This window comes from Streptomyces sp. A5-4 (assembly GCF_051131715.1).
GTDB lineage: Bacteria > Actinomycetota > Actinomycetes > Streptomycetales > Streptomycetaceae > Streptomyces.
Genome location: NZ_CP178591.1, coordinates 6835691 through 6849971, shown reverse-complemented (window position 1 = coordinate 6849971; position 14281 = coordinate 6835691). Strand labels below are relative to the sequence as shown.

At 72.6% G+C, this 14281-nt stretch carries 12 protein-coding genes and 1 riboswitch; of the genes, 3 read left to right on the top strand and 9 right to left on the bottom strand.

Annotation, left to right across the window (positions count from 1 at the left end):
- Window positions 1-26: 26 nt before the first annotated feature.
- Window positions 27-998: a hypothetical protein gene (locus ACLLJJ_RS32060; RefSeq protein WP_434597611.1), complete on the bottom strand. Its 972-nt coding sequence runs from the start codon at window positions 996-998 to the stop codon at window positions 27-29.
- A gap of 488 nt (window positions 999-1486) precedes the next feature.
- Here ACLLJJ_RS32060 and sepH point away from each other — a divergent pair, with 488 nt between their 5' ends.
- On the top strand, window positions 1487-2596 hold the full coding sequence (gene sepH, locus ACLLJJ_RS32055; protein ID WP_434597609.1) for a septation protein SepH: 1110 nt from the start codon (window positions 1487-1489) through the stop codon (window positions 2594-2596).
- 80 nt (window positions 2597-2676) lie between these two features.
- On the opposite strand, the gene ACLLJJ_RS32050 is transcribed toward sepH, so the two are convergent.
- Window positions 2677-3504: a sulfurtransferase gene (locus ACLLJJ_RS32050; protein WP_434597606.1), complete on the bottom strand. Its 828-nt coding sequence runs from the start codon at window positions 3502-3504 to the stop codon at window positions 2677-2679.
- A 225-nt stretch (window positions 3505-3729) separates the two neighbouring features.
- Here ACLLJJ_RS32050 and ACLLJJ_RS32045 point away from each other — a divergent pair, with 225 nt between their 5' ends.
- Window positions 3730-4506 (top strand): VOC family protein, encoded by a 777-nt coding sequence (locus ACLLJJ_RS32045; protein ID WP_434597604.1) that lies wholly within the window; start codon window positions 3730-3732, stop codon window positions 4504-4506.
- On the opposite strand, the gene ACLLJJ_RS32040 is transcribed toward ACLLJJ_RS32045, so the two are convergent.
- The 4 genes from ACLLJJ_RS32040 to ACLLJJ_RS32025 are packed head-to-tail and all read right to left on the bottom strand — an operon-like array spanning window position 4481 to window position 10061.
- Window positions 4481-5179, bottom strand: a complete 699-nt coding sequence (locus ACLLJJ_RS32040) for a thymidine kinase (RefSeq protein WP_434597602.1) — start codon at window positions 5177-5179, stop codon at window positions 4481-4483. The genes ACLLJJ_RS32045 and ACLLJJ_RS32040 overlap by 26 nt on opposite strands.
- 56 nt (window positions 5180-5235) lie before the next feature.
- Window positions 5236-6423: an alkaline phosphatase family protein gene (locus ACLLJJ_RS32035; protein WP_434597600.1), complete on the bottom strand. Its 1188-nt coding sequence runs from the start codon at window positions 6421-6423 to the stop codon at window positions 5236-5238.
- Entirely contained in the window at window positions 6423-7010 is a 588-nt protein-coding gene (locus ACLLJJ_RS32030) for a DUF5998 family protein (protein WP_434597598.1), read from the bottom strand. Before ACLLJJ_RS32030 ends, ACLLJJ_RS32035 begins: the two co-directional genes overlap by 1 nt.
- A gap of 39 nt (window positions 7011-7049) precedes the next feature.
- Complete coding sequence (locus tag ACLLJJ_RS32025) at window positions 7050-10061, bottom strand: GNAT family N-acetyltransferase (protein WP_434597596.1); 3012 nt, start codon at window positions 10059-10061, stop codon at window positions 7050-7052.
- Window positions 10062-10213: 152 nt separating this feature from the next.
- On the opposite strand from ACLLJJ_RS32025, the gene ACLLJJ_RS32020 reads away from it, so the two are divergent.
- Window positions 10214-10495, top strand: coding sequence for an HPr family phosphocarrier protein (locus ACLLJJ_RS32020; protein ID WP_283518890.1), 282 nt, complete (start codon window positions 10214-10216; stop codon window positions 10493-10495).
- Between the two features lie 235 nt (window positions 10496-10730).
- On the opposite strand, the gene ACLLJJ_RS32015 is transcribed toward ACLLJJ_RS32020, so the two are convergent.
- The 3 genes from ACLLJJ_RS32015 to ACLLJJ_RS32005 form a co-directional block, all read right to left on the bottom strand.
- Window positions 10731-11414 carry a GntR family transcriptional regulator gene (locus ACLLJJ_RS32015; protein ID WP_434597594.1) on the bottom strand — a complete coding sequence of 228 codons (684 nt, stop codon included), beginning with the start codon at window positions 11412-11414 and terminating at the stop codon, window positions 10731-10733.
- A gap of 251 nt (window positions 11415-11665) precedes the next feature.
- Window positions 11666-12484 (bottom strand): M23 family metallopeptidase, encoded by an 819-nt coding sequence (locus ACLLJJ_RS32010; protein ID WP_434597592.1) that lies wholly within the window; start codon window positions 12482-12484, stop codon window positions 11666-11668.
- Between the two features lie 12 nt (window positions 12485-12496).
- Window positions 12497-12658: riboswitch (cyclic di-AMP (ydaO/yuaA leader) on the bottom strand.
- A gap of 222 nt (window positions 12659-12880) precedes the next feature.
- The gene (locus tag ACLLJJ_RS32005; protein ID WP_434600578.1) at window positions 12881-14263 is read right to left on the bottom strand and encodes a M16 family metallopeptidase; all 1383 of its coding nucleotides are present in this window, start codon (window positions 14261-14263) and stop codon (window positions 12881-12883) included.
- Window positions 14264-14281 lie beyond the last annotated feature (18 nt).

Below are 14281 nucleotides of genomic sequence, written 5' to 3'. Positions count from 1 at the left end.
GGGCGAGCGGTCCGCACCACGGGTCCTCACGGGGTGGGCGTGGCGCCGTTCGGCGCGTCCTGCTCGCTGCCGTTGCCGGCTCCGCCTTCGCTGCCGCTGCCCGCGGTGCTGCCGGTGCCCTTGTCCGAGTCGTCCGTGTCCTCGCCGGTGGAGCCGGACGGTGTCGGGGTGGGGGTGGGTGTCGGTGTGACGGGCTTCGACGGATCGCCGCCGGTGTCCGGCGAGGACGTGGACGGGTCGGGCGGGGAGCCGGTGTCGCCGGTTGCGGTGCCCGGGTCCTTCTCCGGCGCCGGTTCGTCGTCCGAGCCGCTGCCGGGACTGGGCGAACCCGTGCCGGGGGTGTCCGACGGCGCCTCGGACGGCGGGTCCTTCTTCTGCTCCCCGCCCTGCACGACGTTCGAGAACGTCGTGCCCCTGCCGCCGCTCAGATCGCCGCCCGAGACCAGTTCGTACGCCGTGATCCCACCCATGGCCACCACGAAGACGACGACCGCCGCGATCACGGAGCGCTTCCAGCCCCGGACGCGCGTGCCGTGCGTGGTCCCGTCGGTGAACTCCTCCGCGGTCTCGTCCGGCAGGTCCGCCTTCCACAGCAGCTGCGTACGGTCCGGCGCGCCCGCGATGTCGCTGGGCACGCCCACGGTGCGCATCACCCGTGTCGCGTCGTCGCACGCCTGTGGATCATGCGGATCGCGCGGATCACGGACCGGGACCTGACGGCCCTTCGGCTTCACCTGGACCGTGACCTCGCGGATCTGCTCGCCGGTACGCCGGAACAGGTGCTGGAAGATCGTGCCGCCACAGGTCGCCACGACGCTCACCACCCCGGCGCCGATCATCGTCCCGTACACCCCGAGGGTCGACGCCAGCACCGCCGCCGCGACCGCCGCCAGGGCGCTTCCCGCCACCTGCGGCACGCTCAGGTCGAGCCGCGTCTTTTTCTGCTCGTCTATGTCGGTTTCCGGCTTACCGCCCATGCCCAGCCTCTGCTTGCCCATCTGTTGCACCTTGCATCAGACAAGGACATTTGGGCGAAGCGAATAGTTCCGTTTCCGGTGATTCTGTGAAGCAAGACACCCATAGGTCGCAGGACGGTCCCACCAAAAGATGAATCGATTCGTTCAACTCCCGCACCCCGGAAGAACTTCGGTGGCGCGCCGGTCCACCCCGGTGGCCCGAATGGAGTACTGTGGCGAGCCCTGGGGCCGGTCTCCCGCTTGGGCGTCCGGGACCTACGGTAGGGGGCCGAAAAGCGGCACTCGATCCGGCGGCGCCACGGTTCCGCACGGGCGCCTGCTGCACAGAGTGACGAGTCGGTCACTTTGCGTCGCAATAGGTAACCGTGCCATAACGGCGGTCCAGGGCTGATGCCCGACACGCCGGGCAACTCGGCAAGGTTGTGGCAGGCTGCACCCGGGCAGGCCACACTCGACTAGCGGAAGCAGCGACGCACGTGACGTCGGCAGGCACCACCCGGGAGGTCCCCATGCCCGAACTGCGTGTCGTGGCCGTCTCCAATGACGGCACACGACTGGTGCTGAAGGCTGCTGACAGCACGGAGTACACACTTCCGATCGATGAGCGGCTGCGTGCCGCGGTACGCAACGACCGCGCCCGGCTCGGCCAGATCGAGATCGAGGTCGAGAGCCACCTTCGCCCTCGCGACATCCAGGCACGGATACGTGCGGGCGCCTCCGCCGAGGAAGTCGCCCAGCAGGCCGGCATCCCCGTCGACCGGGTCCGCCGCTTCGAGGGCCCCGTGCTCGCCGAGCGCGCGTTCATGGCCGAGCGCGCCAGGAAGACCCCCGTCCGCCGCCCCGGCGAGAACACCGGACCCCAGCTCGGCGAGGCGGTGCAGGAGCGACTGCTGCTGCGCGGCGCCGACAAGGAGACCGTCCTGTGGGACTCCTGGCGGCGCGACGACGGCACATGGGAAGTCCTCCTCGTCTACCGCGTCGCGGGCGAGCCCCACTCCGCGAGCTGGACGTACGACCCGCCGCGACGCCTCGTCCAGGCCGTGGACGGCGAGGCGCGCGCGCTGATCGGCGAGGCCGACGACTCGGCGATGGCTGCCTCGCCGGAGCCAAGCTTCCCGTTCGTCCCGCGGATAGCCAGGCTGCCGCGCGACCGGCCATTGGACCGCACGCTCGACCGGCCGCTCGACCGCGCCCTCGACCGCCAGCTGGAGCGCCAGTTGGAGCGGCCGTCCGCTCCTGCGGCGCCCTCGGCCGCCGAGCCCGAGGAGATCACCGCCGGCGACCGCGACTCGCTGACCAGCCTGCTGGAGGCCGTGCCGAGCTTCCGCGGCGACATGGTGGTGCCGGAGCGGCCCGCGCCGCCGCCGGAGCCGCCGAGGGACGAGCCGTCGTCCGCGCAGGAGTCCGAGGAGGAGCCCGCCGCCCCGGCGGCCTCCGCCGGGGCCGGTTCGGCGTACGCCGATGTGCTCATGCCGCGAGCCGTGGCTGGGCACCGCGACCGTCTCACCGGTACGACGGACCGTCAGGCGGAGGCGGACGGGGTCCGTCCCGGCCGGCGGGCGGCCGTACCGAGCTGGGACGAGATCGTCTTCGGTACACGCCGTAAGAAGCAGGACTAGGCACCCCGCATGAGGAGGTCCCCGTACGCGATGCGTACGGGGACCTCCTCATGCGGGGTGCTGGTTCTCCGCGCCTGCCGCTACTGCGGGCCGGGGCCGGTGGCCACCGGGCGCGAGCCGTCGGCCGACCACTGCGACCAGGACCCCGCGTACAGCGCCGCCGGGATGCCCGCGACCGCCAGGGCCAGCACCTCGTGGGCTCCCGAGACGCCCGAGCCGCAGTACACACCGACCGCCGCGGCCTTGCCCGCGCCCAGCGCCTCGAAGCGGTCCGCCAGCGCCGCGGCGGGCAGGAGACGTCCGTCCGGGGCCACGTTCTCGGAGGTCGGGGCCGACACCGCGCCCGGGATGTGTCCGCCGACCCGGTCGATCGGTTCCACGTCGCCCCGGTACCGCTCGGCGGCCCTGGCGTCGAGCAGCAGGCCACTTCGAGCCAATCCGGCGGCGCCGTCCGCGTCCAGCAGCGGCAGGGAGCCGGGCACCGGGACGAAGTCGCCCGCCACGGGAACCGGGACCTCGGAGTCGACCGGGCCCGTCCAGGTAGCGAGACCGCCGTCCAGGACCCGGACGTTCTGGTGGCCCGTCCAGCGCAACAGCCACCACGCGCGCGCGGCGGCCCAGCCCTGGCCGCCGTCGTATACGACCACGGGGGTGTCCGCGCGGACACCGGCCCGGCGCATCGCGGCGCCGAACGCCTCGACATCGGGCAGCGGATGGCGCCCACCTGCTCCGGGCGGCCCGGCGAGCTCCTTGTCCAGGTCCACGAAGGCGGCACCGGGGATGTGCCCGGCCTCGTACGCGGGGAGACCGTGCTCCCCGCCCAGCTGCCAGCGGACGTCCAGGAGGACCGGCGGCCGGGGCCCCGCCAAGTCGCTCGTGAGTTCGGATGCGGTAATGATGGCATTCATGGGTGCCATCCTCGCGCAGCGCCCATGGAGTCCGACACCGCGCGGCATTGGCGCCGCAATGGACGCGAAATGGCAAATCGGCCATTCTCCTGCGGGAAGCCGCGGAAAACGGCGCGGCCGTGGCGCGTCGCGCGACAGGTGATGCAAGCATCTGCACGGGTGAGTGCCCACAACGGCGCGCCCGTGTCCCCGCACGACCACTCCAATGGTCCGAGGAGAATGACGATGACCGAGGCAGCGACCCGGTGGCGCACGCCCGGAGCGCCCTGCTGGGTGAGCCTGATGGTGCACGGCCTGGCGACGACCCAGGACTTCTACGGAACGCTGTTCGGCTGGGAGTTCCGGCCGGGACCGCAGCAGCTCGGCCCGTATGCCCGCGCACTGCTCGACGGCAAGGAGATCGCCGGCATCGGGCAGCTGCCGCGCGACCGGCACCTGCCCATAGCGTGGACGCCCTATCTCGCCACCCAGGACGTCGACGCCACCGCCGAGGCGATCAGGAGTTACGGCGGCACGGTCGCGGTGGGCCCGCTCGACGCGGGCGAGGCGGGCCGGCTCGTTCTCGCCTCGGACCCCGCGGGCGCGGTCTTCGGGGTCTGGCAGGCCGCCGCGCACCTGGGCACGGCGCTCGCCGGAACGCACGGCACGCCGGCCTGGAACGAGCTGGTGACCCGCGAGACCGCCACGGTCGGCAAGTTCTACCAGGCGATCTTCGGCTATGAGGTGGAGGCGGTCGTCTCGGCCGACTTCGACTATCTGACCCTGCACGCGGACGGCCGCCCGGTGGCCTCCGTGCACGGTGTGGGCAATGCCCTGCCGCGGGACAGGGGCGCGCACTGGATGACGTACTTCGAGGTCGAGGACACCGATGCGTCGGCCCACGTGGTGGCGGAGCTCGGCGGGCACGTACTGAAGCCGCCCAGGGAGGGCTCCAGCGGCCGGGTGGCGACCGTGGCGGACCCGGAGGGCGCGGTCTTCACGATCGTACGCTCGCCCCGTTGACCGCGGTGTGCCCGTTGGCCCCGGTGACGGGGTCGACGGGCAGCACATCGGGTGACAGGGCCCCGGCCCGCGCGACCGCGGCCGTCATCCGGCGCCGGTGGTGGCGTCGGCAGAGCACCTCGTAGCCGATTTCGTCCGGCAGGTGGTCCACGTCGCCGACGACGACCTGGGCGCCCTCGACGACCATCTCGCCGCCGGTCGTCCGCGCGTTGTGCGTGGCCCGCGCGCCGCACCAGCACAGCGCCTCGACCTGCAGCACCTCCACCCGGTCGGCCAGTTCGACCAGGCGTTGGGAGCCCGGGAAGAGCTTGGAGCGGAAGTCGGTGGTGATGCCGAAGGCGAAGACGTCGATGTCCAGGTCGTCCACGGTGCGGGCGAGCTGGTCGATCTGGTCGGGGTCGAGGAACTGCGCCTCGTCCACGATCAGGTAGTCGGCGCGACCGCCCTGGGACAGGTGGGCGACGAGGTATGCGTAGAAGTCGAAGCCGTCCTCCGCCTCGACGGCGTCGGTGACCAGGCCCAGACGTGAGGAGAGCTTGCCCGCGCCCGCGCGGTCGTCCCGCGTGAAGATCATGCCTGCCAGGCCGCGCGCGGAGCGGTTGTGCTCGATCTGAAGAGCGAGGGTGCTCTTTCCGCAGTCCATCGTTCCGGAGAAGAACACCAGCTCGGGCATGAGGAGTTGAGGGCCTTTCAGATCTGTGCGGGTCGGTCTCTATCGGCGGGGGCCGGTCACGAACGTACTTCGAGGAGCGGGACGAGCTGCTCGGCGGGGGTCATGGAGCCGTGCATGCCCACCATCACGGACTCGCGCGGCTCCTTGCGCGACGCGGTGATCACCACGTCGGTATGGGCCGCCGCGACGACGTCACCGATCCGGCCGTACACCCGCTCGTCGATCCGCGGCCCGAACCAGCCCGCCGCGATCGCCTCGTCCTTGCTCGCCACCCAGAACTGCTCGCCGAGTACCTCGCGCCAGACGGCGAGCACGTCCGCCTCGGCGCCCTGGACGGCGTACACATGCCGGGCCCTGCCCTCGCCGCCGAGCAGCGCGACACCGGCGCTGAGCTCCCAGTCCTCGTCGAAGTCGATGCGCGACTCCTCGTCGAAGGCGATGTCGATCATGCCGTGGTCGGAGGTGACATAGAGGGCGGCGCGGGGCGGCAGCTGCTCGGCGAGGCGCCGGACGAGCCCGTCGACGTACATCAGCTGACCGCGCCAGGCGTCCGAGTCGATGCCGAAGCGGTGGCCCTTGCCGTCGACCTCGCTGTAGTACGTGTAGACCAACGAGCGGTCGCCCGCGGCCAGTTGGGCGGCGGCGAGGTCCATCCGGTCCTCGCCGCTGAGCTTGCCGCGGAAGGTGCCGCCGCTCAGTGCGACCTTGGTCAGCGGGGTGTGCTGGAAGTCCGGGGAGGACACCTGGGCGGTGTGCACGCCCGCTGCGTCGGCGAGCTGGAAGACCGTGGGGTACGGCTGCCAGACGTGCGGGTCGGCCCACGGCTTCCAGCGGAGCTGGTTCATCAGCGTGCCCGTGTCCGGATTGCGGACGGTGTAGCCCGTCAGGCCGTGCGCGCCGGGCGGCAGGCCGGTGCCGACCGAGGCGAGCGAGGTCGCGGTGGTGGCGGGGAAGCCCGCGGTGATCGGGCGGCCGGTGCCGCCGCGGGAGGTGGCGAGGAGCGAGGTCAGGTACGGCGCCTCGTCCGGGTGGGCCTTGATCTGCTCCCAGCCGAGCCCGTCGATCAGGAAGACGCAGTTGCGGTCGGCGGGCGTCAGCTCCGCGATCGCGGCGCTCGTCCCGGGTACGTCCATGCCGGCCGCGAGGGTCGGCAGCAGGTCGGCGAGCGAACCGCTGCCGTACGCGGGGACGGGGGCGGAGCCGAGATCGAGCGGAACCGGTTCCGGCCAGGCGGGCAGCGCCATCAGCGGTCGGCCGCCGCGGTCGCCTCGGAGAGCGCCTGGGCGAACGTGAGCGTCTGACGGACGGTGTCCGGGCCGTCGCCGGCCTCGCTGACCCGCAGGCTCAGGTCGTCGGCGGTGGAGCTGCCGGTGTAGCCGTGGTCCGCCTCGCAGTTGGGGTCGCCACAGGCGGCGGGCTCCAGGTCGATGCGGGAGACGGCGCCCCAGCCGATGGTCAGGACGACCTCACGGGGCAGGGTGCCGGGGGTGTACGACTCCGGGTTGGCGACGACCCGGCTGACCACGACCGAGGAGATCCGGTCGAGCTTGACCGACTCGGTGGAGGTGGTGGCGTACGGCGTCGGGGAGGTCGTGTCGGCGGCCTGCTCGTCGGTGTGGCTGACGACGAAGCGCTTGCCGGTCAGGACCAGGACCGTGCAATGGCGGCGCACCTCGTTGGAGTCGAAGGTCGTCTCCTGGTGCACGAGGTACGACGAGACCGGCTCACCGCCGACAGCGGCCTCCACCGCTTCGGCCACAAGAGCCGGGTAGTAGCCGCTGCGCTCGATCGCCGTGCGCAGCCCCTGAGTCGTCGTACCGGTCTTAGCCATACCCTCCATCCTACGGGGCGCCGGGGGTCCACTGGCTCGTCAGTAACTGGGGAGACGGCGGGGCCCCAGGTCGTCACGGGCGGGCGGGGGCGCGAGCCGGACGCTCGCGCCGAGGACGGACAGACCGTGCGGGGCGACGACCACGGGCTCCAGTGCGATGCCGATCACTTCGGGGTGATCGTCGACCAGCAGCGAGACCCGCAGCAGCAGCTCTTCGAGAGCGGCCGTATCGACGGGGGCGGAGCCGCGCCAGCCGAAGAGCAGTGGGGCGGTGCGGATCGACCTGATCAGTTCGGCGGCGTCCCGGTCGGTGGCCGGGACGAGCCGGTGCGCGGTGTCGCCGAGCAGCTCGGACGCGGCTCCGGCGAGACCGAAGGAGAGGACCGCGCCGGCGGCCGGGTCGATGGCGGCCCGTACGACGGTGTCGACACCGCGCGGGGCCATGGCCTGGACGACCGGCTGGAGCTCGCCCGGCTTGCCGAGGGCGTCCGTCAACTCGTCGTAGGCGCGGCGCAGTTCCTGCTCGGTGGCGAGATCGAGGCGTACGCCGCCGAGGTCGGGGCGGTGGCGCAGGTGCGGGGCCGTGGTCTTGAGCGCGACGGGGTAGCCGAGCCGCCCGGCGGCGGCGACCGCCGCGTCGGGGGTCGGGGCGGGCAGGGTCGGCCGTACGTGGATTCCGTACCGTTCGAGCAGGACGCGGGCGTCGTCGCCCGTCAGGGGCAGCCCCCTGGGGTCGCCGTCCTCGCCCAGCATCGCGGTGATCTGCGCGGCGGCGCCGGTCTCGTCGATGTCGTCGTACTGGGGCACCCGCCCCGGATCGGCGGCCTGCCGCCGCCACTGCGCGTACTTGACGGCCTCGGCGAGCGCCCGGACGGCCCGCTCGGCGGCGGGGTAGGCGGGGATGCGCCGGGTCCGGCCCGGGTCCTGGCCGGCGACCGCCCCTCCCCCCGGCCCGTCGGAGGGCGGGGCGCCCGGCGGCGGTGTCGGGTGGCTGCCCGGTGGGGCCGCGGCGGGCGGGGCAGCCGATGCGGCTGTCGGCGCCGGGCCCGTGGGCTGCCCCGCCGGCGCCGGGGGGACCGGTGCGCCGCCCGAGGGGGGCTGCGGGTCCGCCCCCGGGCGGCTGCCCGGCCCGGCCGCGCGTCCCGGGCCCGTCTGGCGGGCCGTGCTCGTCGCCGCCGACAGGGCCTCGGCCAGGCCGCCGATCTCCACGTGGACCACCGCCACGGGCTTCGCCGGGGCCGTCGCGGCGGCCTCGCGCAGGACGCCGGCCAGGACCTCGCCGTCGCCCGATTCCGTCGTGCCGTTGTCGCCCACCCACGGGATCGCCGTCACGACGACCGCGTCGCACGCCGGGTCGGCGAGAGCCTGGGCGAGCGCCGCGCGGAAGTCGGCCGGTGTCGCGCCCGTCGTCAGGTCCAGCGGCGGCAGCGGGCGCAGCCCCTCGGTCAGGCAGGCGTCGTAGGTGAGGAGCCCCAGGGACTCGGAGTTCCCGAGGATCGCGATTCGCGGGCCCGCCGGGAGGGGCTGCCCGGCCAGCAGCAGCCCCGCGTCGACGAGTTCGGTGACGGTGTCGACCCGGATGACCCCGGCCTGGCGCAGCAGGGCGGAAACCGTGGCATCCGGAATGCGGGTGACGGGCACCGCGTGGCCCGGCGGGACGCTGCCGCTGTGCCGGGCGCCCTTGACGACGACGACCGGCTTCACGGCCGCGGTGCGCCGGGCGAGGCGGGTGAATTTACGCGGGTTGCCGATGGACTCCAGGTAGAGGAGGACGACATCGGTGTCGGGGTCCTCGTACCAGTACTGGAGGAAGTCGTTGCCGGAGACGTCCGCACGGTTGCCCGACGAGATGAACGAGGACAGGCCCGCGCCGCGCCGGTAGAGCCCGGCGAGCAGCGCGATGCCGATCGCGCCCGACTGGGTGAACAGGCCGATGCGGCCCGCCGCGGGCGGCTCGGGCGCCAGCGAGGCGTTGAGCCGGACGGCGGCCGAGGTGTTGATGATGCCGAACGCGTTGGGGCCGATGATGCGCATGCCGTAGGAACGGGCCTGGCGCACCAGTTCCCTCTGCCGTTCGCGCCCCGCCGCACCACTCTCGGCGTAACCGGCGGAAAGAACGACCAGACCCTGGACCCCGTGCTCCCCGCAGTCGGCGACGACCTCGGGGACCCGCTCGGCCGGCACGGCGACGACGGCGAGGTCGACGGTCTCTCCGATGTCGCCGACGGAGCGGTGGGCGGGCACGCCGTCCACCTCGGTGAGGCCGTCGGGGAAGGCGTTGTTCACGGCGTACGTCCGACCGGTGAACCCGGCGGCGAGGAGGTTGCGCAGGACCGCGCGGCCCACGCCGCCCGGTGCGCGCCCGGTGCCGATGACGGCGACCGAGCCGGGGGCGAGGAGGCGCTGCACGGAGCGGGACTCGGCGCGGTGCTCGCGGGCGCGCTGCACGGCCAGCGAGCGGTCGGTCGGCTCCAGGTCGAATTCGAGGCGTACGACGCCGTCCTCGAAGCTGCGCTTCTGGGTGTAACCCGCGTCCGTGAAGACCTTGATCATCTTGGAGTTGGCGGGCAGCACCTCGGCGGCGAACTGCCGGATCCCGCGTTCACGGGCGACCGCCCCGATGTGTTCGAGGAGGGCGGAGGCGACGCCGCGACCCTGGTGGGCGTCTTGGACGAGGAAGGCCACCTCGGCCTGGTCCGCGTCGGGGCCCGAGGCGGGGCGGCCCTGCTCGTTGATGCGGTCGAACCGCACGGTGGCGATGAACTCGCCGCCCACCGTCGCCGCGAGACCCACCCGGTCGACGTAGTCGTGGTGGGTGAAGCGGTGGACGTCCTTGTCGGACAGCCGGGGGTAGGGCGCGAAGAACCGGTAGTACTTCGACTCGTCCGAGACCTGCTCGTAGAAGCTGACCAGGCGCTGTGCGTCGTCGGCGGTGATGGGCCGGATCCTCGCCGTACCTCCGTCGCGCAGCACGACGTCGGCTTCCCAGTGAGCCGGGTACGCGTGGTGCCCGTTCTGATCCAGCACGGCCTGCTCCAGCGGGGGCTGCATGAGGGCAGCCTACGGGTCGCGGGCGTGCAGGGGGCGGGGAAGGCTGAGGAAGGCCGAACGGCGCCCGCACAGGGGCCGGAGGTAGGGTCACCGCAGTCCGCACGCCGTGAGACACTGGTCTAGACAACCGTTAGAACATGAAGGGCTACACCATGGTTGAGCGCCGCGTCACCGTCGGCTGGACCGAGGGCCTGCACGCCCGGCCCGCCTCCATCTTCGTCCGTGCCACGACCGCCTCGGGTGTTCCCGTGACGATCGCCAAGGCCGACGGCAAGCCGGTCAACGCCGCTTCCATGCTCGCGGTGCTCGGCCTGGGCGCGCAGGGCGGCGAAGAGGTCGTGCTGGCCTCCGAGGCCGACGGCTCCGAGGCTGCCCTCGACCGTCTCGCGAAGCTGGTCACCGAGGGGCTCGACGAGCTGCCCGAGACCGTCTGACCCGGACAGTCCGACAGGCCGGTCCGACCTGTACGCAAAAGCCGCGGCGCCCCGAATTCGGGACGCCGCGGCTTTTGCGTTTCGCGCGGAGCGCGCACACGACGACACACGAGTCGATACGGGAACCGGCCCGCAAGTCGTCCCGCAAGTCTATGCGGCGCTCAATTCGGCGGGCTGAATTCAGGCAGCGCGAAAAGGCCGCGCCCATTCTCCTTCTTTGTATACGGCGCGCGTGTTAATTACGGCCGCCCACGGTGTTTACGGCATGTTGCGAAGTCCTCACCCGTTCCGGTGCGGGGTGCCGCAGCCGGTGCGCCGGGATCGCGCGTTCGGCGTGCAGCGCCGTCAGCGCCCTGGCCCGCTCCGCGTCGCCGCGCGCCACCGCGTCCACGATCGCGCCGTGCTCCGCCCAGGACTCGACAGGACGGGCGTGCTGCTCGACGGCGTACATCCAGGCGACCTTGTGCCTGAGCTGGGTGAGCAGGGCCGTCAGGCCGGGGCTGCCGGAGGCCTGGGCGAGGGTCTCGTGGAACCACCCGCCGAGTGAGCGCAGATCCTCGCCCTGCCCCCGGCGGGCCCGCTCCTGACCGAGTCTGACCAGGCCACGCAGCACCTTGAGGTGCGCGTCGGTGCGCCGCCTGGCGGCCCGTGCGGCGCCCAGCGGCTCCAGCAGCGTCCGGACCTCCAGGAGGTCGGCGGCCTCCTGCTCGGTGGGCTCCGCGACGCAGGCGCCCGCATGCCGGCGCGTGGTGACGAACCCTTCGGACTCCAGGGTGCGCAGGGCCTCGCGCACCGGGACGCGCGAGACGCCGTAACGGCGCGCCAGCAGCTCCTCGGTGAGCCGGGCGCCCCGCTCGAAGACACCGGACACGATGTCGTCACGAATTGCCGTGCATACCGAATGCGCAGGAATGCGCATGACCGAACCTCCGCCTCAATCCCCGCGAAACGCGGTCGATCCGCTGCTGTTCTGCGACCCTATTGCAGCAACCGGGAAATTCCGATGGGCGGCCGGAATTCATGGATACCTTTTGGCCATCGCCGCGGGCGGACGGGCGGAGTCGGCCGCACACGCACCGGGGTACGCCGAAGGCCCCGGCGGGAAGCCGGGGCCTTCGGGAATGCCAGGGGCTGCGGCGGGCCAACAGGGCCCGCGCCGTTCCGGACGCGTCAGGCGTTGACGCCGTGTCCGCGCAGGTACGCGACGGGGTCCATGTCCGAGCCGTACTCGGCGCTCGTACGGGCCTCGAAGTGCAGGTGCGGGCCGGTCGAGTTGCCGGTCGAGCCCGAGATACCTATCTGCTGGCCGGGCGTGACGGCCTGGCCGACGGAGGCGGTGATGGACGAGAGGTGGCCGTACTGCGTGAACGTGCCGTCGTTCATCCTGATGACGATGTTGTTGCCGTACGCGCCGCCCCAGCCGGCCTCGACGACGGTGCCCGCGCCGACGGCCACGACGGAAGTGCCGGACGCGGCACGGAAGTCGACGCCGGAGTGGCTGCCGGAGGACCAGAGCGAGCCGCCGGACTTGTAGCCGGTGGTCACGGCGGAGCCGGCGACCGGGAGCGTGTACGAGGTGAGGCGCTTGCGCTCGGCCGCACGCGCGGCGCGCTCCTTGGCCTCGCGCTCGGCGCGCTCCTTCTTGGCCTTCGCCTCGGCCTTGCGCTCGGCTTCGGCCTTGCGCTCGGCCGCTGCCCTGCGCTCGGCTTCGGCCTTGCGCTCCGCCTTCTCGGCGGCCTCGCGCTGGGCCTGGGCCTGGGCGCCTATCTGGTCGGCCAGGGAGTCGTTGATGACGATGGCCTGGGTGAGGCCGGTGTCCTCGACGGAGTGGGCCGGACCTGCGCCCCTGTCCTCGGCGGCGAGCGCCGGGGAGGCCAGCGTTCCGATGACGCCGGTCGTCGCGAGGGCGGCGACGCCTGCGATGTTCGCGCTTCTGCGCGTCATGCGGCTGGGACGCCGGTGCTTCCCGGTGGTGCGGCTGAACGCCATGGAGGGGCTGGTCCTTTCCTTCCTTCTCGCCTACCGGGTTAGCTGACGGGTTCGGAGCAGGAAGGTCTCCTACGGACCCCTCCGGCATACGGAGGCGTCCGATTCACCCCAGGGACTGAATGGGTCCCCGGCTCCCCAGGCTCGCGCCTGACGGGGACTCGGCGATGACTGTCCGGTGCCGCGGCTGCGGCTCATGCTGACGAACAGCCGGACCGACGCTAAGCGGCACATCTTTCAATCACCAAACAGACACAGCGTTTTGTAACGCACCCCACACACCAGACAGGCAACCACCGCAACAAAACGGACATACAGGAAGGACCCCGGCGGCTTGTCGGCCACCGAGGTCCTCCTACATCCCGCTATGCACCCCTATGCGAGTGCGGTCGTACCGGCTCAGCCCGTGACCACGGTCACGTCGCCGATGCCGAGGGCCCTGACGGGCTCCTCGATCTGCGAGGCGTCCCCCACGAGCACCGTGACCAGCCGGTCGCCGGGGAAGGCGCTGACGACGGCCGCGGTCGCCTCCACCGTGCCCGTCTCGGCGAGTCGCGCGTACAGCTGGGCCTGGAAGTCGTCGGGCAGCTGCTGCTCGACCTGGTCGGCCAGCGTGCCGGCGACCGCGGCGGCCGTCTCGTACTTGAGCGGCGCGACACCCACCAGGTTCTGTACGGCGACATCGCGCTCGGCGTCCGTGAGGCCGTCGGCGGCGAGGGTGCGCAGCACCTTCCAGAGGTCGTCGAGCGCGGGTCCGGTGGACTCGGTGTCCACCGAGCCGCTGATGGCGAGCATCGCCGCACCGGTGGCCCCGCCCTCCGAGGACGGAGCGGCGGAGCGCAGCACCTGGCCGAAGGCGCGCACCCCGTAGGTGTAGCCCTTCTCCTCGCGCAGGACCCGGTCGAGACGCGAGGTGAGGGTGCCGCCCAGGCAGTACGTACCGAGCACCTGGGCCGACCAGACACGGTCGTGCCGGTCGGCGCCGATCCGGCCGATGAGCAGCTGCGTCTGTACGGCGCCGGGCCGGTCCACGATGACGACGCGACCCGTGTCGTCGGCGGTGATCGGCGGCACCGGGCGGGCCGGTGCGGTGTTGCCCGTCCAGACCCCGAGGGTCTCGGCCAGCACGGCGTCCAGGTCGACGCCTTCGAGGTCGCCGACGACCACGGCGGTGGCCGTGGCCGGGCGCACGTGCGCGTCGTAGAAGCCCTTGACGCCGGCAGCGTCGATGCGCTTGACCGTCTCCTCGGTGCCCTGGCGGGGGCGCGACATGCGCGAAGTGGCCGGGAAGAGCTCCTTGGAGAGCTGCTTGGCCGCGCGCCGCGAGGGGTTGGCCGCCTCGTGCGGGATCTCGTCGAGCCTGTTGGCCACGAGGCGCTCGATCTCGGTGTCCGCGAAGGCCGGTGCGCGCAGCGCGTCGGCGAGCAGGCCCAGCGCCTTGGGCAGCCGGGAGACCGGGACCTCCAGGGAGACCCGGAGGCCGGGGTGGTCCGCGTACGCGTCGAGTGTGGCGCCGCAGCGCTCCAGCTCGGCGGCGAACTCCTCCGCGGAGTGCTTGTCGGTGCCCTCGGAGAAGGCCCTCGCCATGATCGTGGCGATGCCGTCGAGGCCCTCGGGCTCGGCCTCCAGCGGAGCGGCGAGGAAGATCTCGACGGCCATGACCTGCTGGCCGGGGCGGTGGCAGCGCAGCACGGTCAGGCCGTTGGGCAGGGCGCCGCGCTCGGGGGCGGGGAAGGCCCACGGGGTGGCGGTGCCCGCGCCGGGCTGCGGGTGGAACGTCATGCTGACGGCAGCGGTGTC

Excerpts from the sequence above, each read along its gene's own strand:
- ACLLJJ_RS32060 (WP_434597611.1), bottom strand. The coding sequence starts at position 998 with ATGGGCAAGCAGAGGCTGGGCATGGGCGGTAAGCCGGAAACCGACATA.
- sepH (WP_434597609.1), top strand. The coding sequence starts at position 1,487 with ATGCCCGAACTGCGTGTCGTGGCCGTCTCCAATGACGGCACACGACTG.
- ACLLJJ_RS32050 (WP_434597606.1), bottom strand. The coding sequence starts at position 3,504 with ATGAATGCCATCATTACCGCATCCGAACTCACGAGCGACTTGGCGGGG.
- ACLLJJ_RS32045 (WP_434597604.1), top strand. The coding sequence starts at position 3,730 with ATGACCGAGGCAGCGACCCGGTGGCGCACGCCCGGAGCGCCCTGCTGG.
- ACLLJJ_RS32040 (WP_434597602.1), bottom strand. The coding sequence starts at position 5,179 with ATGCCCGAGCTGGTGTTCTTCTCCGGAACGATGGACTGCGGAAAGAGC.
- ACLLJJ_RS32035 (WP_434597600.1), bottom strand. The coding sequence starts at position 6,423 with ATGGCGCTGCCCGCCTGGCCGGAACCGGTTCCGCTCGATCTCGGCTCC.
- ACLLJJ_RS32030 (WP_434597598.1), bottom strand. The coding sequence starts at position 7,010 with ATGGCTAAGACCGGTACGACGACTCAGGGGCTGCGCACGGCGATCGAG.
- ACLLJJ_RS32025 (WP_434597596.1), bottom strand. The coding sequence starts at position 10,061 with ATGCAGCCCCCGCTGGAGCAGGCCGTGCTGGATCAGAACGGGCACCAC.
- ACLLJJ_RS32020 (WP_283518890.1), top strand. The coding sequence starts at position 10,214 with ATGGTTGAGCGCCGCGTCACCGTCGGCTGGACCGAGGGCCTGCACGCC.
- ACLLJJ_RS32015 (WP_434597594.1), bottom strand. The coding sequence starts at position 11,414 with ATGCGCATTCCTGCGCATTCGGTATGCACGGCAATTCGTGACGACATC.
- ACLLJJ_RS32010 (WP_434597592.1), bottom strand. The coding sequence starts at position 12,484 with ATGGCGTTCAGCCGCACCACCGGGAAGCACCGGCGTCCCAGCCGCATG.
- ACLLJJ_RS32005 (WP_434600578.1), bottom strand. The coding sequence starts at position 14,263 with ATGACGTTCCACCCGCAGCCCGGCGCGGGCACCGCCACCCCGTGGGCC.